16 protein-coding genes are annotated in these 19,544 nt (G+C 66.5%); 8 read left to right on the top strand and 8 right to left on the bottom strand.

What is annotated here, in order from left to right:
• Window positions 1-32: 32 nt before the first annotated feature.
• Window positions 33-266: a glycosyl hydrolase family 5 gene (locus tag F9K20_RS16450; protein ID WP_291004225.1), complete on the bottom strand. Its 234-nt coding sequence runs from the start codon at window positions 264-266 to the stop codon at window positions 33-35.
• Window positions 267-412: 146 nt separating this feature from the next.
• Window positions 413-1,216, bottom strand: a complete 804-nt coding sequence (mazG, locus tag F9K20_RS16455; RefSeq protein WP_291004228.1) for a nucleoside triphosphate pyrophosphohydrolase — start codon at window positions 1,214-1,216, stop codon at window positions 413-415.
• Window positions 1,217-1,593: 377 nt separating this feature from the next.
• On the opposite strand from mazG, the gene F9K20_RS16460 reads away from it, so the two are divergent.
• Window positions 1,594-2,349 (top strand): hypothetical protein, encoded by a 756-nt coding sequence (locus F9K20_RS16460; protein WP_291004231.1) that lies wholly within the window; start codon window positions 1,594-1,596, stop codon window positions 2,347-2,349.
• Between the two features lie 96 nt (window positions 2,350-2,445).
• Window positions 2,446-4,365, top strand: coding sequence for a tetratricopeptide repeat protein (locus F9K20_RS16465; protein ID WP_291004233.1), 1,920 nt, complete (start codon window positions 2,446-2,448; stop codon window positions 4,363-4,365).
• A 97-nt stretch (window positions 4,366-4,462) separates the two neighbouring features.
• Here F9K20_RS16465 and F9K20_RS16470 read toward each other — a convergent pair whose 3' ends face one another.
• Window positions 4,463-5,995 (bottom strand): leucyl aminopeptidase, encoded by a 1,533-nt coding sequence (locus tag F9K20_RS16470; RefSeq protein ID WP_291004236.1) that lies wholly within the window; start codon window positions 5,993-5,995, stop codon window positions 4,463-4,465.
• A gap of 410 nt (window positions 5,996-6,405) precedes the next feature.
• On the opposite strand from F9K20_RS16470, the gene lptF reads away from it, so the two are divergent.
• From lptF to rsmA, 6 genes are all read left to right on the top strand, one after another.
• Window positions 6,406-7,617 carry an LPS export ABC transporter permease LptF gene (gene lptF / locus F9K20_RS16475; protein ID WP_291004239.1) on the top strand — a complete coding sequence of 404 codons (1,212 nt, stop codon included), beginning with the start codon at window positions 6,406-6,408 and terminating at the stop codon, window positions 7,615-7,617.
• Between the two features lie 5 nt (window positions 7,618-7,622).
• A complete protein-coding gene (gene lptG / locus F9K20_RS16480; RefSeq protein ID WP_291004241.1) occupies window positions 7,623-8,717 on the top strand; it encodes an LPS export ABC transporter permease LptG in 1,095 nt (364 codons plus the stop codon).
• A 3-nt stretch (window positions 8,718-8,720) separates the two neighbouring features.
• Window positions 8,721-11,171: an LPS-assembly protein LptD gene (locus F9K20_RS16485; RefSeq protein ID WP_291004244.1), complete on the top strand. Its 2,451-nt coding sequence runs from the start codon at window positions 8,721-8,723 to the stop codon at window positions 11,169-11,171.
• 277 nt (window positions 11,172-11,448) lie between these two features.
• Entirely contained in the window at window positions 11,449-12,579 is a 1,131-nt protein-coding gene (locus F9K20_RS16490; protein ID WP_291004247.1) for a SurA N-terminal domain-containing protein, read from the top strand.
• Entirely contained in the window at window positions 12,579-13,619 is a 1,041-nt protein-coding gene (pdxA, locus tag F9K20_RS16495; protein WP_291004250.1) for a 4-hydroxythreonine-4-phosphate dehydrogenase PdxA, read from the top strand. The genes F9K20_RS16490 and pdxA overlap by 1 nt, the downstream gene beginning before the upstream one ends.
• Entirely contained in the window at window positions 13,616-14,512 is an 897-nt protein-coding gene (gene rsmA / locus F9K20_RS16500) for a 16S rRNA (adenine(1518)-N(6)/adenine(1519)-N(6))-dimethyltransferase RsmA (RefSeq protein WP_291004253.1), read from the top strand. The genes pdxA and rsmA overlap by 4 nt, the downstream gene beginning before the upstream one ends.
• A gap of 113 nt (window positions 14,513-14,625) precedes the next feature.
• On the opposite strand, the gene F9K20_RS16505 is transcribed toward rsmA, so the two are convergent.
• The 5 genes from F9K20_RS16505 to F9K20_RS16525 all read right to left on the bottom strand — a co-directional run bounded on the left by F9K20_RS16505 (window position 14,626) and on the right by F9K20_RS16525 (window position 19,130).
• Window positions 14,626-14,976, bottom strand: coding sequence for a GNAT family N-acetyltransferase (locus tag F9K20_RS16505; RefSeq protein WP_291004256.1), 351 nt, complete (start codon window positions 14,974-14,976; stop codon window positions 14,626-14,628).
• A 67-nt stretch (window positions 14,977-15,043) separates the two neighbouring features.
• The gene (locus F9K20_RS16510; RefSeq protein ID WP_291004259.1) at window positions 15,044-16,246 is read right to left on the bottom strand and encodes a lipase family protein; all 1,203 of its coding nucleotides are present in this window, start codon (window positions 16,244-16,246) and stop codon (window positions 15,044-15,046) included.
• Window positions 16,247-16,380: 134 nt separating this feature from the next.
• Window positions 16,381-17,556 carry a lipase family protein gene (locus tag F9K20_RS16515; RefSeq protein WP_291004261.1) on the bottom strand — a complete coding sequence of 392 codons (1,176 nt, stop codon included), beginning with the start codon at window positions 17,554-17,556 and terminating at the stop codon, window positions 16,381-16,383.
• Window positions 17,556-18,197, bottom strand: coding sequence for a guanylate kinase (gmk, locus tag F9K20_RS16520; RefSeq protein ID WP_291004264.1), 642 nt, complete (start codon window positions 18,195-18,197; stop codon window positions 17,556-17,558). Before gmk ends, F9K20_RS16515 begins: the two co-directional genes overlap by 1 nt.
• Window positions 18,198-18,242: 45 nt before the next feature.
• Window positions 18,243-19,130, bottom strand: coding sequence for a YicC/YloC family endoribonuclease (locus F9K20_RS16525; protein ID WP_291004267.1), 888 nt, complete (start codon window positions 19,128-19,130; stop codon window positions 18,243-18,245).
• Window positions 19,131-19,544 lie beyond the last annotated feature (414 nt).

Genomic DNA, 19,544 nt, shown 5'->3' on the forward strand with positions numbered 1-19,544 from the left:
CGGAGCAACCGCAGTTGCTCCGGACCGTCACTTCAGCAACCGTGGCGGCGCATGCAGCGGCGGTACTTCCAGCCCCAGCCCCAGCGCTCGCGGCAGATGTAGTTCCATTTGGCGCAGCGACGCCAGCCGGCCTTCTCGATCATCGACTGAGCGGGGAGCAGCTTGCCCGTCGTCAGGCCGTTCACCGGGGTGGCCTGGGCGGGGGTGAGCAAGGCGGCTGCCGACATGGCACAGACCGCGCTCGCAATCACGAGGGTTCGAGACATTGCGGGTACTCCGTTTGGAATGGACTTGATGTGAGGCGCCCGGCGCCATGAACGCCGTCCGCGCGCCTAGAAAGGCTCCCGAAGCCTGAACGGCGGATGAACCGGAATTGACATTTGGTTGCGGCGAAATACGCCCCGCTCAGGGCTTACTTGCCGTTGGCCTTGGCCTCGTCCCACAGCGCGTCCATCTCGGCGAGATTGGACTGGGCGGGCGATGACCCGCGCTTGGCAAGCGCATCCTCGATGTAGCGGAAGCGGCGCCTGAACTTCTCGTTTGCTGCCCGCAGCGCCGCCTCGGGATCGATCTTCAGGTGACGGGCGACATTGGCGACGACGAACAAAAGGTCGCCGAACTCCTCCTCGATGTCCGGGTGGGGCACGGCCGCGTTCTCGGCGATGGCCTCGTGCAGCTCGGCGATCTCCTCCTCGAGCTTGGCGAACACAGGTGCGAGCGAGGGCCAATCGAAGCCGACCTTGGCGGCTTTGTTCTGCAACTTGATGGCGCGCGTCAATGCGGGCAGCGCGACGGATACGTCGTCGAGGACGCCGCCGCTCGTCTTTCCATTGTTGCTGTTCTCCGCCTGCTTGGCGCGGTCCCAGAAGCCCGGGGCGGCGCCGGCGGCGCGCTCCTCCTCGGTACCGAACACATGCGGGTGGCGGCGGATCATCTTCGCCGTGATCGCCTCGACGACGTCGCCGAAGGCGAAGGCACTTCTCTCCTCGGCCATGCGCGCGTGGTAGACGACCTGCAGCAACAGATCGCCCAGCTCGTCCTTGAGGTGGGCGATGTCGCCGCGCGCGATGGCGTCGGCGACCTCGTAGGCCTCCTCGATGGTGTAGGGGGCGATGGTGGCGAACGTCTGCTGCTGGTCCCACGGGCAGCCGGTCTTGGGATCGCGCAGCGCGGCCATGATCTCGATGAGGCGGGAGATGTCTTTGGAGGGCGTCATGCGCGGCACCCTAATGGAAGCCGGTCGACACGGCGAGACGGCATGCTGGCGCTGCCCCTAATGTCGTCATCCCGGCTAGAGCGGGATCCAGGCCAGTTTCAACGATCGCTTCTGGTGAAATCTGGCTGTGCGAGTTCGGCGCGGTGAGCTACTGCAGTGTCGCCGACGCGGAAGCTTGCGTCATCCCGGCCTGCGCCGGGATGACGGGAGTGTGCCGCCACCGGGTGCCGTGTGTCACGCGCCGCAGACGGTCTCCTCGCTGCAGTAGCGCCGGCGCGCAGCTTTGCGCCATTGTCTCCCCGTCCCCGTCCGGTCTAGCATCAGACTAGGGGAAGGGGGCGCGTCCGCGCGATGGATCGCCCGAGCGGATACGACGCATGATCATCCTGCGCATCCTCAGCAACGCCATCATCATGGCGGGCGAGGTGGCGGCCGTGGCCGCCATCGCCGCCTTCGCCTTCTATTGCCCGTTCGTGTTTGCCGGCGTGACGGCGGCGCTGAGCTTTCTGCTCGGCCTCAGGCTCGAGGTGGCGCGGCTGCGCTACGAGCTGCCGTTCTATTTCGGCGGGCTCGTCAGGCGCAGCGCCGTCCTCACCGCGATGGTGGGCTTCCTCGAGGCGGCGTTCAAAGGCATCGTGGCGGGTGTGGCGACGCTGTTCACCTTCTCCGGCACCGATACCGACCGCCGCTTCTGGGTGGCGGTGGTGTTCGCGCTCTGCATCTATGCCGGCGCGAGCCTGTTGCGCCTGCTGTCGCTCAAGTCGGACGCGCTGCCCATGCGCTGGGGCTACTTCCGCCTGGCGCCGCTGCTCGGCCTTCTATTCTCGATCGGCATGGCCGTGCTCGCCGCCGCCGCCGTGCTTCCGCAATCGACCGTCAGCGACATCGGCTGGAAGATCATCTTCGAGACGCCGGAGCACCCCTCGATCGAGCAGGTGAGCGAGCTGCTGTTCCAGATCAAGCAGGCGTTCGACCAATTCATCGTCACCATCCTGAGCCAGATCGTCGATGCCGATACGGCGCGAATCATCGCCATCGTCATCAGCGTCAACGTGCTGTCGGGCTTCGTCAGCGCGCTCTACGCGGCGCTCATTGCCGCCGGCGTGCGCCGCGCCGAGGACGCGCTGCTGTAGATTTTTGACCTCGCCCGTCGCCGAGGGCTCACGCCTTATCTTGTGTTGCGGTAGAGTGGCCTATTCATTCTCTTATTTGCTCTCAGAGATATTGCCATGGACATTCTGCGACGCGTCTGGGCGTGGATTGAGCGCCTCTATTCCCTCGCGATGTCTTTGCCTTCCTGGCTAACTGGCGCGATCGCGGGGTTCTTCGGTCTCGTCGGCGGCGCCGCGTTTGCATGGAACTACTTCGAGACCTCCATTGTGGTCGATTACCCAAAGGACGTGATCCAGTGGCTATCGGTCAACCGCATGCCGGCGGACCACTACAACATTCTGGTCGCCGACCTCGAAGGCGACACGGGCCATGAACAGAGCGGCCATATCGTTTTTGCCCTGGAGAAGGGATTTGGCGGGTTCGATCCAACGTCGCCCGTCCAGGTGCAGCTGGCGATGCGCGAGCTGAAGATCGCCTGGTCTGGGGACGCCGCCGCGCGTGCCCATGCCGAGCGGGAGGGTCAGAGCTGGCTCGAGACCTTCAACGCCGACGTGCTGATTTGGGGCTCGCTGGCCGAGGAGGGCACACGCGTGCTGAGGCTCCGGTTCCTATCCAGACACGGAGGATCCCCGAGCGCCGCAAAGGGATATCAAGTCGGCAACGAGATGCTAGAGCTCGAGCCGAGTTTCGGTACCGACCTGGCCGAGATTGTCGTCGCCCAGGCCGTCGCAGCCGCCAACCCCACCTACGGCACGGGAACCTATATTGGCGAGGTGCTGAAGCCGCAGGTGAGGCGCCTCGAAGCGATTGTCAGGCGTCCTTCTGCTGCGCTCTCGGACAAGAACCTTGCCATTTTGCGCGAGTCCCTCGCATCCAGTTTGGCGCGGCTCGGGGATCAGACGGGCGACTCAGCGACGATCGAGCGCGGGGTCGCGGAACTCCGCGCGGTCGCGAGCTATTGGCAGGACAAGGATGAGCAGCGCTGGGCTGCCACGCAGGATCGGCTCGGCAACGCTCTCATGCGTTTGGGGGAGCGCTCCAGCGGCACTGCCAAGTTCGAGCAGGCCAGGGCCGCGTTCCAGGCGGCGCTCAGCCACTTTGCGCGCGATACGCATCCGCGCGAATGGGCGGTGACCACCAACGACCTCGGCAATGCGCTGCTGAGAATGGGCGAGCGAGAGCCTGGCACCGCTCGTCTCAAGGAGGCAGTAGATACCTTCAAGAGCGCTCTGGACGTCATCGATCCTGATTGGTCTCTCGATTGGGCGAAGGTGCAGAACAACTATGGCACTGCGCTCGCCACGCTTGGCGCGCGCGAAAGCGGCGGCGAGAACCTCGCGAAGGCCATCGAAGCCTACAAGACCGCCCAGTTGGCGCAGCCGCGCGACGTCGTTCCCCTCGACTGGGCGATGACGGAGACGAATATGGCCGCCGCCTTGGTGCTCATCGCGCTCCGCGAGAACGACCGCCCGAAGCTCGACGCTCCAGTGGCCATGCTCGAGGAGGTAGTCAAGGATCTCAAGCGCGAGCAGGCGCCCCTGCAATGGGGAGCCACGCAGCAGATCCTCGGCTTCGCACTCGTCAATCGCGGAAAACTGGCGCAGGAGCGGACCGATTTGGAGCGAGCCGAGACGGCTTTTCGCGATGCGCTGACCACCAGAACACAGCAACGGGTGCCCATGCCATGGGCGCTGACGCTCACCTCGCTCGCCCAAACCGAGCTGCTGCTGGCCGAGGGGGACGCGGGGCCGGGTCGTATCCTCGACGCGATCGATTCGTTGAGCCAAAGCCTCAAAGTCCGCTCCCCGACGGAGACGCCGCTGTTGTGGGCCGAGTCGCAGATGCTGTTGGCGGAAGCCAACCTGCAACTCGCCAAACGGGCGCGGACGTGTGAGCCGGTTGCGCGCGGCAAGGCAGCCGGCGATGCGGCCATGGGCGTGCTGCGCGCACGGCCGGGGGACGATCAGCAGCGCACCTCCGCCACGCTCGCCGCTCTGGGACAGCTGGCGAACGAGCTCAACTGTCCAGCCGTCTAGTTCGCATAATATATATTATGGAAAATATGTCTCTATTAACGTGTATTTACGGATACTTACGGAGACGGCGATGGAAGGCTCAGAGCCGCCTTGCGCCTTACTTCTCGCCCTTCTCGTACTTGTCGGCGACGAAGCGGTCCAAGAGCCGCACGCCCCAGCCCGAGCCCCAGCTCGGATTGATCTCCGACTTCGGCGCGTCCATCGCCGTGCCGGCGAGATCGATGTGCGCCCACGGGGTGTCCTTGACGAAGAACTTGATGAAGGCGGCGGCGGTGCAGGCGCCCGCCCAGCGCCCGCCGATGTTCTTGATGTCGGCGTTCTTAGATTCGAGCATCTTGTCGTAGGCCTTGTCGAGCGGCATGCGCCAGATCTTCTCGCCCGTTTCGGCCGAGGCCTCGAGCAGATCGTGCGCCAGCTTGTCATCGTTGGAAAAGAGGCCCGCGTACTCCTTGCCGAGCGATACCATGATGGCGCCGGTGAGCGTCGCCAGATCGATGATGAGGCGCGGCTTGAATCGCTCCTGCACGTAGGAGATGAGGTCGACGAGGACGAGCCGCCCCTCCGCGTCGGTGTTGAGAATCTCCACCGTCTGCCCCGAGTGCGCGCGCACGATGTCGCCGGGTCGCGTCGCCGTCCCCGACGGCATATTCTCGACGAGGCCGATGATGCCGACGACGTTGACGGTGGCCTTGCGCTCGGCGAGCGCCTGCATCAGGCCGACGACGGCGGCCGCGCCACCCATGTCGCCCTTCATGTCCTCCATGCCGGCGGCTGGCTTGATGGAGATGCCGCCGGTGTCGAACACGACGCCCTTGCCGATGAAGGCGAGGGGCTTTGCTCGCTTCGACTTGGCGCCGTGCCACTGCAGGATGGCGACGCGCGCCGGGCGCACGCTGCCCTGCGCCACGGCGAGCAGCGCGCCCATCTTGAGCTTGGCAAGGTCGTCCTGATCGAGGATCTCGACCTCGACGCCGGCTTTCTCCAATTCTTTAACGCGATCGGCGAATTCGACCGGCCCCAGCTCGTTGGCCGGCTCGTTGACGAGGTCGCGGGCGGTGAGGGTGCCGTTGGCCACCGCCTCGTAGTGCTGATAGGCGGCGCGCGCCTTGTCGGGATCGGCGCAATGCACGACGAGCTTCTGCAGCCCGTCGGGCTCGTTCGGCTCGTCCTCCGACTTGTTGGTCTTGGTGAGGTACTTCTTGAATTCGTACTGGCGCAGGGCGACGCCGAAGGCGAGCAGGGCGGCGAGCATCTCCGGCTTCATGCCGCCGGTGTCGGACGCCTCGGCGATGAGGCTCGCCGACTTCGTCTTGCGCGCGCCGACTGCTGCCGCCGTCGAGCCGCCGAGCAGCACCCAGTCGTTCTCCTTCAGCTCGCCCGTCTTGCCGGTGCCGAGCAGGATGATGCGGTTGACGCTGCCGAGGCGCGGCGGAGCGAGCACCTCGACCGTCGACTTCTTGCGCCCCTTGTACTGGGCTGCCTCGGCCGCCTTGAGAATGGCACCGCCCGCGCGCTGGTCGATCTCACGCGCGCGGCTGCCCAGCGCCACGTCGGTGCCGGCGAGCGCGACGACCGTCGGCTCGAGGTCGGCGGAGAGCGGTTGGAAAACGATTTCGGGGCGGCTGGTCATATAGGCGAAGCTCCCAGGTGGGTTGCATGGAGGTCTCCCCGCCCGGGATGCAGAATGATCCGCACGCGAACCCCCGCCGCCGAGCAGGGACCCGAGCCATGCAGGGAAGGCAGGGAAGTCCGAAACATTGGTTTCTCCGAGCTAACCCGCGGATGCCGCGCTGGCAAGCGATGGGAGCCAAAAGTGCCATCACACCAGCGTGGCGGCCCCGGTGTTCCCGGTGCGTTCGCGTGCCTCGGCGGACCCTGGCGGCGGCGGCGCCGTGATCGGCGCGCGACGGGCTAGGCGCCGAGCGCAAGTCACTGGGGAAAAGCCGAATTTCCGCCACGCTGAAATGGAACGAAGCGGTATGGGACGAGCCGGGGAGGGCCGGCAGGGCGCGGGCGCCCCATTCATCACACTCGGTCAGCATGACGATTTTCGAAAGGTATGTCTTTCGGCAGGCCGGGTCCGCGCTGCTCATCATCCTGTTGTCGCTGTCGAGCATCGTCTGGGTGGCCCTAGCGCTGCGTCAGCTCAACGTCGTGACCAGCCAGGGTCAAGACGTGTGGATGCTGATCAAGATGACGACCCTGGCGCTACCCAACCTGATGGCCATCATCGCCCCCTTCTCGCTGCTCATCGCGTCCATCCACACCCTCAACCGCCTCAACGGCGATTCCGAGCTGATCGTCTTGACCGCCTCCGGCGCCACCGTATGGCGGGCGGCCAAGCCGCTTCTGACGCTGGCACTGCTGGTGGCGCTGGGCGTCGCCTTCGTCAATCACCTCGCCATGCCCTGGAGCCTCAAGCTGCTGCGCCAGTACATCGTGCAGGTGCGCGCCAACATCCTGACGCAGGTGATCCAGCCGGGGGCCTTTTCCAGCCCCGAGCAAGGCCTGACCTTTCACATCCGCGAGCGCGCCCCGAGCGGAGAGCTGCTGGGGCTGATCGTCCACGACACGCGCAACAAGGAACTCAACCAGTCGTACCTTGCCGAGCGTGGCCTCATCGTCGAGCACGATCCCTCCAACTTTCTCGTCATGAGCAAGGGACACATCGTGCGCCGCACCGACAAGGACGAGCCGGCGCAGATCATCGCCTTCGAGAAGTATGCCGTCGACCTCGACCAGTTCGAGAAGAAGCTCTCCGAGGACGAGGATCTAAAGCCGCGCGAGCGCTACCTGAGCGAGCTTCTCTACCCCGAGCCCACGAGCAACAGCTATCGCAGTGCGCCAGGCAAGTTCCGCGCCGAGTTGCATGAGCGTTTCTCCAGTCCGCTCTACCCGATCGCTTTCGCACTCATTGCACTCGCCGCCGTCGGGCAGGCGCACTCGACGCGCCAGAACCGTGTGCAGCAGGTGGCGATCGCCTTCGTGCTGGCGGCCGCGCTGCGCCTCGGCGGCCTGGCGCTCAACAACATCGTCGTCCTCAACGCCGCGGCGGCGCCACTACTCTATGCGCTGCCCTTGGTCGCCATGCTTGGGGCACTCACGCTGATGGAGCGGGCGCGCCGCAGGCTGACGACCTCGCGCTTCCCCGGGCTCATTTTCGATCCGATCGTGGATGGCTTTGCGCGCCTTGCCGACCTGGTGCGCCGCTGGCGCGTTGGGCGGCGCGCCGCAACCGGCGGGCGGAGGTAGGCACCGTGATCGGCACCCGCACCCTCGGCCGCTACATCGCCGTCCGCTTTCTCATGGCGATTCTGACGACCTTCCTTCTCTGCTCGGTGCTGATCTATCTCATCGACTTCGTCGAGCTGTTGCGCCAGTCGGGCAAGCACGGCGAGGTGCCGCTGCCGACCCTCGGCCTCATCGCGCTCTTGCGCCTGCCCGCCTATGCCGAGTTTCTCATCGCCTTCGCCGTGCTGGTCGGCTCCATCACGGCGCTGCTCCAGCTCAGCCGCAAGAGCGAACTCACCGTCATGCGCGCCGGCGGCATGTCGGTGTGGCAGTTCCTGCGCCCGGGAATTTTCGTCGCCTTCGTAGTCGGCGTGCTCACGGTCACCGTCTTCAACCCCATGGCGGCGGCCGGGCGGGATGCCGCCGAGGGTCTCTTTGCCGAGGCATTCGGCAAGGAAACCAACCTCTTACGCTCCCGCTCGGGCTCCTCCTGGCTGCGCCAGAACGGGGCCGACGGGCAGTCGGTCATGAGCGCTGCCATAGCCACCAACCGCGGCCTGACGCTACACGGCGTGTCGGCGTTCATTTTCGACAACGAGGGCCACTTCGTGGAGCGCGTCGACGGCAAGCGCGCCGACCTGCACGAGGGCTACTGGGAGGTCAAGGAAGCCTGGGTGGTGCGCATCGGCCGCGAGCCGGAAAAGTTCGATATCTACCTCGTCTCCACATACCTTACACCGGACCGCGTCAGCGACGCCCTGGGAACGCTGTTCTCGGTGTCCTTCTGGGAAATGCCAGCGCTGATAGAAGTGGCGGAAAAGGCTCAACTTTCATCAGACCGGCTGCGTGTTCAGTATGAAGCTCTGATGTCAAGGCCATTGTTGTGCGCGGCGATGGTCCTTTTGGCGGCCACTGTGTCGTTGCGGTCATTCCGCGGTGGGGGCATCCAGACTATGGTTATTGCTGGACTGGTGGGGGGGTTTGGCTTCTTTCTTCTGTCAGAAGTCTCCCGACAAGTCGGTGTGGCCGGATTGACGCCCCCCTGGGCGGCGATCTGGTTACCCGTGGTCCTCGTGATGATTGTCTCGGCTGCAGTACTGTTGCACCAGGAGGATGGCTGAGTGATGCGTCTAACGCGGGCACCGCAAGAGGGTTGCGGATCGTCACGCGTCACCTGCCGGCACCGCAAGGCTGCCGGCCGGGTGCGTTTGGGCGTGCTCGCTGTCCTGCTCGCTTGCCTCGGCGCCGCCCACGACGCGCACGCTCAAGACCCATCGACGCTGGCTCCCGACGTCTCCCAGTCGAGCTCGTTCCCCAAGCAGAGCCTGGTCGGGCCGTCGCGCAACATCGACAAATCGCAGCCGCTCTATCTGCAGGGCGACGAGCTGATCTACGACACCGGCGGCAACAAGGTGATCGCGCGCGGCAATGTCGAGATCTACTACAACAACTACATCCTCACCGCTGACCAAGTGGTTTACGACCAGTCGGCCAACACGCTGACGGCGGTCGGCAACGTCGTCTTGAAGGAGCCGAACGGCAACGTCGTCCGCGCCGACCGCTATACCCTCACCGACGACTTCCGCGACGGCTTCGTCTCGCAGCTCTCCATCGTCGCCTCGGACGACACGCGCATCGCCGCAGAGTCCGCGCAACGCCGGGCCGGCAACACGACGGTCTTCAAAAACGGCCGCTTCACGCCCTGCAAATCCGACGGCGGCATGCCGCCGCTATGGTGCTTGAGCGCGGCAACCGTCATCCACGACCAGTCGGCCGCGACCATCACCTATCAGGATGCGCAGTTCGAGCTGTTCGGGGTGCCGATCCTCTACACGCCCTACTTCGAGCACGCCGATCCGTCGGTGAAGCGCAAGTCCGGTTTCCTGATGCCGCAGCCGTCGGTGTCCGACACGCTCGGCTACAGCACCACCATCCCCTACTACTTCGCGCTGGCGCCGAACTACGACTTCACCTTCTACCCGATGTACACCTCGCGCCAGGGCGTGCTGTGGCAGGGCGAGTGGCGGCACCGCACCGAGGACGGCCAGTACTACATCAGGGGTGCCGGCATCGATCAGGATGCCGCCGACCTGCCGTCGGCCATCACCAACCGCGACCAGTACGACGGCTGGCGCGGCAGCCTCGAGACCAAGGGTCTGTTCTCGCTGTCGAGCTGGTGGAAGTTCGGCTGGGACGTGACGTTGGAGAGCGACGATACGTTCCGCCGCTTCTATAAGCTCGACAACATCCTGCTCACCGACCGCGTCAACAAGGTCTTCCTGGCCGGCATCTCGGACCGCAACTACTTCGGCGCCGAGCTCTATCACTTCGGCGGACTGATGTTCGACACGCAGGGATTCGGCGACTCGCAGTCCTACGCCTACCCGATCATCGACTATAACTACGTGTTCGCCGATCCGATCTTCGGTGGGGAGCTAACCTGGAACACGAACGCCTTGAGCTTCACCGACAACCAGGAGCCCACGGTCACCTCCATCAACAACATGCAGATGAACCGCATCGTCACCGAGCTGAACTGGCGGCGGCGGTTCACCGATCCGTTGGGTATCACTTACACGCCCTTCGGCCAGCTGCGAGGCGACCTCTATCAGATCAACAATTACGTCGACCCAGAGTCGACTGCTAATCTGGGCATGCCCACCGAAGTGAGCGAGACCTCGCTGGCCAGGGGGCTGGCGCTCGGCGGCGTGACGGTTGCCTATCCATGGGTTGCAAACACCACCTCCGGGTCGCACGTCATCGAGCCCATCGGCCAGATCATCGCCCGCCAGAACAGCGTGAGGCAGGACAACCTGCCCAACGAGGATGCGCAGAGCCTCGTGTTCGATGATACGAACCTTTTCGAGTTCACCAAGTTCTCCGGCTATGACCGCATCGAGACGGGCACGCGCGCCAACGTCGGCCTGCAGTACACCTTCCAGGGCAACAACGGCGGCTATGCGCGGGTCCTCGCCGGCGAGAGCTTCCACCTGGCAGGTGACAACGCTTATGCCGATCCCGGGAAAGACTCCCTTCTCAACCCGACGTTCACGCCCTTCAGCGGCCTGCAGAACGACCGCTCCGACTACGTGCTGGGTGCCTACCTGGCGCCCTGGAGCTTCATCCAGCTGATCTCGCAGTCGCGCTTCGACCAGTCCGATTTCTCCCTCGCGCGTCAGGACGCCGGCGGCCAGCTGAATATCGGCCCGTTCGCCATGAGCGCCATCTACGCCTACCTCAACACCGACCCGACCAACGGCATCGACACGGCGCAAGAGGACGTCTACGCCAGCCTCGGCATTCGCCTGACGGATCACTGGAGCGTCGCCGCGGCCATGCGCTACGACATCGACGATGACGAGCTCGCCTCCGACATGTTCCAGGTGAAGTACGCCGACGAGTGTTTCGTGCTGACCGCGACGTATACGGACAACTACTACACCAACCCGGATCTGGTGGATGGCCAGACGCTCATGCTGCGCTTCGAGTTGAAGCACCTCGGCGAGTTCGGCTACTCGACCGACGTCCTCAGCTCGAGCTTCAGCGAGCAGCAGTCCGCCAGTACGCCTCAATAGCCGAGGCACGGGGCATGACCCTCCGACCGCCCCTTGCAGGCTAGGGCGCGTCACGGGGCCGCCAATGTTTACGTCGATAAGCGACGCCAGGTTGCGCCGGCGCGCCGACTTGCTGCTATCTATAAAGGCTGAAGGCGGCGCATCGCCGGGGCGGCACCGCCCGGTCTAGGTACGCCGCCGTGCGCACACTGCAGGACTGGAAGACGCACCCATGGCCCGAAACGTGGCCCCTATTCAAGCCCGCTCCACGCCTTTCCGGCATCGCGCGGCGTGCGCGATGCGCTGCTTGCTCGTGCTCACCCTGACCGTCGCGCCCGGTGCCCTGCTCGCCCAGGACAAGCCCACCGTCACCGCCAAGGCCACGGCGGCCGAGGGCACAGCCGACCGCCCCATCCAATCGATCGTCGCCCTCGTCAACGACGAGCCCATCACCGGCTACGAGATCGAGCAGCGCGTCGCCCTGTCGATGCTCGGCGCCCCCGACGTGCAGAAGCGATTGCAGGCGAAGCTCAAGTCGCCGAGCATGAACGAGCAGTTCAAGAATTTCGCCATGAAGCGGCTGAAGGCGAACCCGCCGAAGACGGAGGCCGAGCAGCAGGCGCGCGTCAGACAGCTGCAGGGCGAGTTCGTCGCCAGCATCAAGAGCCAGATCGAGAAGGAATACGTCCCCACGGCCCGCAAGCAGGCGCTCGACGAGATCATCGAGGAGCGTCTCAAGATGCAGGAGGCCAAGAAGCTCAGCGTCGTCGCCGCCGACGAGGAGGTCGACCGCATCGTCGCCGGCATGGCCGAGCGCAACAAGATGACGTCCCAGCAATTTGCCGAGCACATCTCCAAGATGGGGGCCAACATCACCGTGATGCGCGAGCGCATCCGCGCCTCGCTGTCGTGGACAGACGTCATCCGCCGCAAGTTCGGCCATCAGATTACAGTCGCCAGCCGCGACGTCGATCGCATCGTGGCCAGTGCCGAGGGCCAGGACGACGTGGAGCTGCGCATCCATCGCGTGCTGCTCAGCGTGCCCACCAACCAGGATCAGAAGCGCCTCGCCCAGCGCCTGAGCGAGGCCGAGCGGCTGCGCGTCAAGTTCGAGGGCTGCAAGAGCATGGAGACGATGGCGCGCGGCGTCCCCGGCGCGCGCTTCGACAACCTCGGCGACCGGCGGCCGAGCAGCTTGCCGGAGCCGACGCGCAGCCTGTTGCTCAACGCGCACGACGACGAGCTTCTCCCCGCCACCATCGGCGAGAGTGGCGTCGAGCTGTGGGCCGTGTGCAGCCGCAAGGTCATCAAGGCGGCGGACAGCAAGCGCGAGACGGCCGAGAACCAGCTGCGTCAGAAAGAGTTCGAAATCCTCTCCAAGAAGCACCTCAAGGACCTGCGTACGGATGCCCACATCGAGTTCCGCTAATGACTAGCGGGACGGACAACAGACGCCGGCGCCCGCTCGCGGTGTCGATGGGCGACCCCGCCGGCATCGGGCCGGAGATCACGCTGCGCGCCTGGCTCGAGCGTAGCGACAAGGGTCTCGAGCCGTTCGTGGTCTTCGCCGACAAGGACGTGCTCGGCGAGCGGGCGCGGCTGCTCGGCCTTGCGGTTCCCGTGGCCGGCGTCGGCGCCCCGGGCGAGGCGTTGGAGGTCTTCGGCGCCGCCCTTCCCGTGTTGCACAGCCCGCTCCCCGTCCGCCCGCGCGCCGGCGCGCCCGATGCCGCCAACGCCGCCGGCGTCATCGATGCCATTGAGGCGGCAACGGCGGCGGTCGTCCGCGGCGAAGCCTCCGCCGTCGTCACCAATCCGATCGCCAAGCACGTGGTGCACGGCGCCAACTTTCCCTTTCCCGGCCACACGGAGTTTCTCGCCGCGTTGGCCGAGCGGCACTACGGCAAGCCCTTCCGGCCGGTGATGATGCTCGCCGCGCACGAGCTGCGTGTCGTGCCCTTGACGGTGCACTGCGCGCTCTGCGCGGTGCCGAAGATGATCACCCGTCCCCTCATCTTCGAGACCGTGCGCACGACCTACGCGGCCTTGAAGCGCGACTTCGGCATAGCCGCGCCACGCATCGCCGTTGCCGGTCTCAATCCGCACGCCGGCGAAGAAGGCACGATGGGGCGCGAGGAGATCGAGACCATCGCCCCGGCGATCGCCGACTTGCGCGCGGAAGGCCTGTCGGTTACGGGGCCGCATTCGGCCGACACCCTGTTCCATCCCGCGGCCCGGCGCGGGTATGACGCCGTCGTCGCCATGTACCACGACCAGGCGTTGATCCCGCTGAAGACCATCGCCTTCGACGAGGGCGTCAACGTCACGCTCGGGCTGCCGTTCGTGCGCACCTCGCCGGACCACGGTACGGCGTTCGACATTGCCGCCGAGGGCCGCGCCTCGGCGGCGAGCTTCATCGAGGCTCTGAAGCTCGCCTCGGCCATCGTCGCGGCGCGCGCGGCGTCACCATGACCGCCGGGGATAGAGATCCCGGCAGCGGGGCGAGCCCCGACGGATTGCCGCCGCTGCGCGAGGTGATCGGTGCCTTCGGCCTCAAGGCCAAGAAGAGCCTCGGCCAGAACTTCATCCTCGACCTCAACCTGACGCGGCGCATCGCCCGCGCGGCCGGGTCGCTCGCGGGACGCACGGTGGTCGAGGTCGGTCCCGGACCGGGCGGCCTGACGCGCGCGCTGCTCCTGGAGGGTGCCGCCCGCGTCATCGCCGTGGAACGCGACGAGCGCACGCGCGGCGCGCTGGAGATGATCGCCCAGCGCTACCCCGGCAAGCTCGAGGTCCACTTCGGCGACGCGCTCGAAGCCGACTGGCCACGACTCGTCGGCCCGGCGCGCGGGCAGGCGGTTATCATCGCCAACCTCCCCTACGGCGTCGCCACGCTGCTGCTCACGGGCTGGCTTGACAGCGAGCCGTGGCCGCCGTGGTTCGAGCGCATGGTGCTGATGTTCCAGAAAGAGGTGGCGGAGCGCATCGTCGCTCATCCCGGCAGCAAGGCCTATGGGCGCCTGTCGGTGCTGGCGCAGTGGCGGACGGCCGCGCGCATGGTGCTCAACGTGCCGCGCGAGGCGTTCACCCCGCCGCCGAAGGTCACCTCGGCGGTCGTCGAGTTCATCCCGCACAGGGAGCCCTCCCCGCCGTGCACGCCGCAGGCGCTGGCGCGCGTCACGGCGGCAGCGTTCGGCCAGCGGCGCAAGATGCTGCGCGTCAGCCTGAAGCAGCTCGTCGGCGCGCCGGAGCAGCTGCTCGAGGCGGCTGGCATCGCCGGCAACCTGCGCGCCGAGGACGTCGCGGTCAAAGACTTCGCCCGCCTGGCGCTGGTCTACGAGCGCTCCGCGCTACGCCGCGTCTAGATCCTGGCGCGTCGTCGCCTCCCCTGCCCGTCATCCTCGCGCAGGCGAGGGTCGACGCAGTTGCCGCCAATGCGACGACAAAGGAGCAGCTGCGAGCTGGCCCTGTCACGAGGCTAGCGCTTGCGAGGGATTGCCCAGCAGCTCGTCAAGCGCTGCATGCCTATCCTCGGGTAGTAAGCTTCCGCTGCCGGCGCCGCGACAAGAATGAGGGTCGTAGTCTCACCCGCGGCCGCGTGCGTCTCCTCAATGAGGCGCTTGCCGATGCCCTGCCGCTGGTAGTCGATGTCGACGGCGAGATCGGACAGGTAGCAGCAGTAGGAGAAGTCGGTGACGGCTCGCGACACTCCAACGAGGTGACCGGCATCACGAGCCGTCACGACGACGTCGGCGTGACGCAACATCTTGTCGAGACGCGCAAGATCTCCCGCAGGCCGTCGCTCGGCAAGCGTCGACGCTACCAACACGTGCCGAAACTCATCGGCGGACAGGTCCGGTTCCAATGCAAAGACAATGGGCAATGGATTTCTCAATCTAGCGGCCGCAGTCGTTGGGCGCCGGGCGTCCCTTGAAGCGGTCGCGCATCCAGTTGACCGCAGCATAGGCGCTCTTCTCGGCGGCAAAGCCGTGCGACACGTTCTTCAACATCATGAGCGTAACAGGTGTCCCGGCCGCGCACAGCTCCTTGGCAAAGCGCACGGTGAGGCCCGAGTTGACGGTCACATCGCCTGTCCCCTGGGCGATGAACACCGGCACCTTGATGTGCGCGTGGCCGGGCGAGTTCTGTTGCATCAACTCGCGCCAAGCCGGGATCGTCGTCGGGTCAGCCTTGAGGAACGCCTTCCTCAACGGCCGCGCGAGCTGCAGCATCTTCAGCATCTGCGAGATCGACTGGATGCAGCTTTCCGCCACCTTCTCGAAGCGCTTATCGACTCCCTCCTCCAGCACCTCGTCGAGCGGCAGGTTGTAGGTCCGCGACCACGATAGGAGCGCCATGGCGGTGAGGCTGTTGCCGGCTATGGAGCCCTTCTGCGCCTTGAACAGATCGACGAGATTGGTGGCCGGCGCGGCGGCGGCAACACCGACGAGCTTCAGCTCTGGCGCATATTCGGCCGCCAATTCGCCGCTGAACAATGAGGCATGCCCGCCCTGCGAATGTCCCCACACCGCGAAGCGATTGGTGGCGTGAGCACCGGCGAGATTACGTGCCGCACGCACCGAATCGAGCACGCTTCGCGCCTCGCTGACGCCGACCAGATAGGCGTGCACGCCGGGCAGCCCGAGGCCTTCGTAGTCGGTGGCGACGACGACATAGCCGCGCGCCAGCATGTCCTCGAGCCCGGGGATGGTTCCGGACAGGTTGGGCAAAAGGGTCGGGGCACAGCGCCCGGCGACGCCGGTCGTGTAGTGCGCCCAGGCGATCACGTCGCGCCCCTCGCTCGGCCCGGGGGCTGCCGGGTAGATGACCGTGCCCGACACCGCGATCGGCTCACCCTTGAGATTGGTCGAGCGGTAGACGATGCGGAACGCCTTGGCGTTGGCGGGAGCGCCGCCGATTTGCGGATGGACGTGAAAAACGCGGCCCGGCTTGGCGCGGCGGATTTCGGCCTGCGATACGTCGAGCTTTATATCCGGCGCGGCCAAAACCGCGGGCGCTGCCTGCGCGACCGCCAGGCCGGCGAGGATCGATACAACGATGAGGCGAACGAGGGGGGTAGTGGCCGAGGAAACGCGCATGCTGAAACTCGGTAATTTCAGGGAGCTGATGCTTCATAACGCGAGCCGCCGCCGCTGTCTGCAGGCGCTGGCAACAAGGTATATGGGCGGCAGCGTCGACTTGATGACAGTGCCTATTCTTCGGGCAGAAGGGCTCAGCGCTTGCAGCCGTTGGGTGCCGGGTGGCCATGGAAGCGATCGGCCATCCAGCGCACCGCGGTGTCCGCCCCATCATAGCCGGCGAAGGAATGCGAAACGCCCTCGAGCCATTTCATCTCTACGACGGCGCCACCCGCGCACAGATGGTCGGCGAACTGCTGGGTGATCTGCGGGCGTACAAGATCGTCCGCCGTCCCCTGCAGGATGAGCACCGGCGCTCCGGCGGGCGCCTGCCCAGGCGTGTTCTTGTGCATGATGCCGCGCCACGGCTCGATGGTGGTCGGGTCCACCTTCAGGAACGCGCGCTGCAGCGGCGCCTCGATCTCCTGCAGCCGCAACAGCTCGGTGATGCGTTCGATGCAGGTCCTCGCCACCGCCTCGAACGTGCGCATGGCGCCCGGCTCGACGACGTTGTCGAGCGGGATGTCGTAGAGCTTTGACCATGACAGCAGCACCATGGCCGTCAGGCTGTTGCCGCCGATGGAGCCGCGATCGGCCCTGAACAGCTCGCCGAGATACGTTGCCGGTGCCGCCGCCGCGACGCCGACGAGCTGCAGCTCGGGCGCGTAGCCGGCCGCCTGCTCGCCGGTGAACAGCGCCGCATGTCCACCTTGCGAATGTCCCCACACGGCGAAGCTGCTGCCAGCTGCCGCGTCGGGCAGCTGGCGCGCGGCGCGCACGCTATCGAGCACGCTGCGTGCTTCGCTCACCCCGATGAGGTAGGGATGCATCCCCTCGCCGCCGAGGCCGGCATAGTCGGTAGCGGCGATGACGAAGCCGCGCTCCAGCATCTCGTCGATGCCGGCGATGGTGCCCGACAGATCGGGGAGCAGCGTCGGCGCGCATTTCTCGACCACGCCCGTCGTCGGGTGCGCCCAGGCGACGACGTCGCGCTTGGAGCGTGGCGTTGGCCCATCAGGAAACAAGACCGCGCCGGAGACGGCGATCGGCTCGCCGTTGAGGCCGGCCGAGCGATAAAGAATGCGATAGGCCCTGGCGTTGTCGACCGAGCCGCCAACTTGCGGCCATACGCGCAGGATGCTCCCCGGCTTGGCCGCGATTATCTCGTGGCTGCCGACGTCGCCGAGCGGATGCCCGGCTCCGGGCTGCGCCGGGGCCGCGGGCAGGAGCGCGGCGAGAAGCGCGCAGAAAGAGCCGGCGAGGCGACGCATCACAACTGGCTCTGCATGTCGCGCACGAAGGCGGTGAGGCCGTTGAGGCGCTCGCGCCGCAGCCGCTCGGCGGTGAGAATGGCGGTGAGGCCCTCCATCGACCGCGTCAGGTCGGTATTGACGATGACGTAGTCGTATTCCGGCCAGTGGCTGATCTCGGCCGCCGCCTCGTCCATGCGCCGGCGCACGACCTCGTCGGGGTCCTGCGCGCGCGCGCGCAGGCGCTCTTCGAGCGAGGCGGCCGACGGCGGTAGGATGAAGACGCGAACGACGTCGTGCTTCATCTTTTCCGACAGCTGCTGGGCGCCCTGCCAGTCGATGTCAAACAGCACATCGTGGCCCTTGCCGATGGCGGCTTCGACCGGCGCCCGTGGCGTGCCGTAGCAGTTGTCGAACACGCGCGCCCACTCGAGAAGCTGATTGTTCTCGGCCATGCGCCGGAACGTCGCCTCATCGACGAAGGTGTAGTCGCGGCCGTCGACCTCGCCGGGACGAGCTTTGCGCGTCGTCACCGACACCGACATCGAGATGTCGGCATCGGCCTCGATGAGGCGGCGCGCGAGCGTGGTCTTGCCGGCCCCCGAGGGCGAGGAAAGCACGAGCAGCAGCCCGCGCCGCTCTATGGTTGACGTCTCCGACATGGCGTTGCCCGGCGAGGCTTCCCTCTCGTCCTCTAAGTCTTGCCGCTACTCGATGTTCTGCACTTGCTCGCGCAATTGGTCGATGACCGTCTTCAGGGCGAGGCCAGCCCGCGTGATCTCCACGTCGCTCGCCTTCGAGCACAAAGTATTGGCCTCGCGGTTGAACTCCTGGGCGAGGAAGTCGAGCTTGCGGCCGACCGCGCCGCTCTCGGCGATCAGCTCGCGCGCCGCGCTGACGTGCGAGGTGAGGCGCTGCAGCTCCTCCTCGACGTCGGCCCGGGTCGCCAGCAGCACGGCCTCCTGGTGCAGGCGTGTGGGATCGAGGCCGTTGCCGGCTTCCAGCAGGCGGCGCACCTGCTCTTTCAGCCGCTCCTCGATCGCTTCGCGCGTGCGCGCCGGAGAGGTCTGCACGATGCCGACCAGGCGCTCGATCTCGTCGAGCTGGGCGAGCAGCGTCGAGGCGAGCCGCGCGCCCTCGGCCGCGCGGGCCGCGACAAGCGCCACCAGTGCGCCGTCGAGCGACTCGAGCATCGCATCGGCGCGTGCCGCCGCCTGCTCGGGGTCCTCCTGGTGCTCGACGATGTCGAGCACGCCTTTGATGGCGATGAGGCCGTCGACGCGCGGCGGCGTGGCGTTGGTGAGATCGCGAATGCGGTCCGCCGCCTGCATGACTTGGGCAAGCGCGCGCTCGTTGAGGCGGATCTCGGCGATGCTGCCGCTGCGCTCCGTCGCCAGGGTGATGGTCAGGCTGCCGCGCACCACGTGGCGGGCGACAGCCTCCCGCACGCGCGGCTCGAGCGGCTCGCTCCCCGAGGGCAGGCGCAGGCGCACGTCGAGCCCGCGGCCGTTGACGCTGCGCACCTCCCAGTGCCACGCGGTGCCCTCGTGCGCTCCTTCCGCGCGCGCAAAGCCGGTCATGCTCTTGATGCTCATCACGGCTCCGTCGGGTTCCGGCGCCGGGGGACCCAACGCGGGGCGAAATCTAGCGGTCCTGGCCGCGGCCAACAAGGTCGGTACCGGCCGAATTGACCCGATCGATCTCGGTCCTGAACCATCCCCTCACCCGGCTGTCGCGCTTCGCGCGTCCAGCCGACCTCTCCCCATGGGAGAGGTTAGCGTTGAGCCGCCATAGCCTCTCCCGTCATGGCGAAGCCATGCTCCGCATGGACGGGAGGTCGACGCGCAATGCGCAGCATGCGCGGCGGGAGAGGTGATTATTCGTTCCCTGTGAGGGCTACTGCTTTGGCTTGCGCACCGGGAGCGGCACGGTTGCTGCGGCAGGAGCTGCCGTTGGGCTGGCGTTGATCACGCGCGGCGCGGCCGCCGCGGCGGCGGACGGCGCGGGGA

Source organism: Hyphomicrobium sp., from assembly GCF_009026145.1.
Taxonomy (GTDB): Bacteria; Pseudomonadota; Alphaproteobacteria; order Rhizobiales; family Hyphomicrobiaceae; genus Hyphomicrobium_A.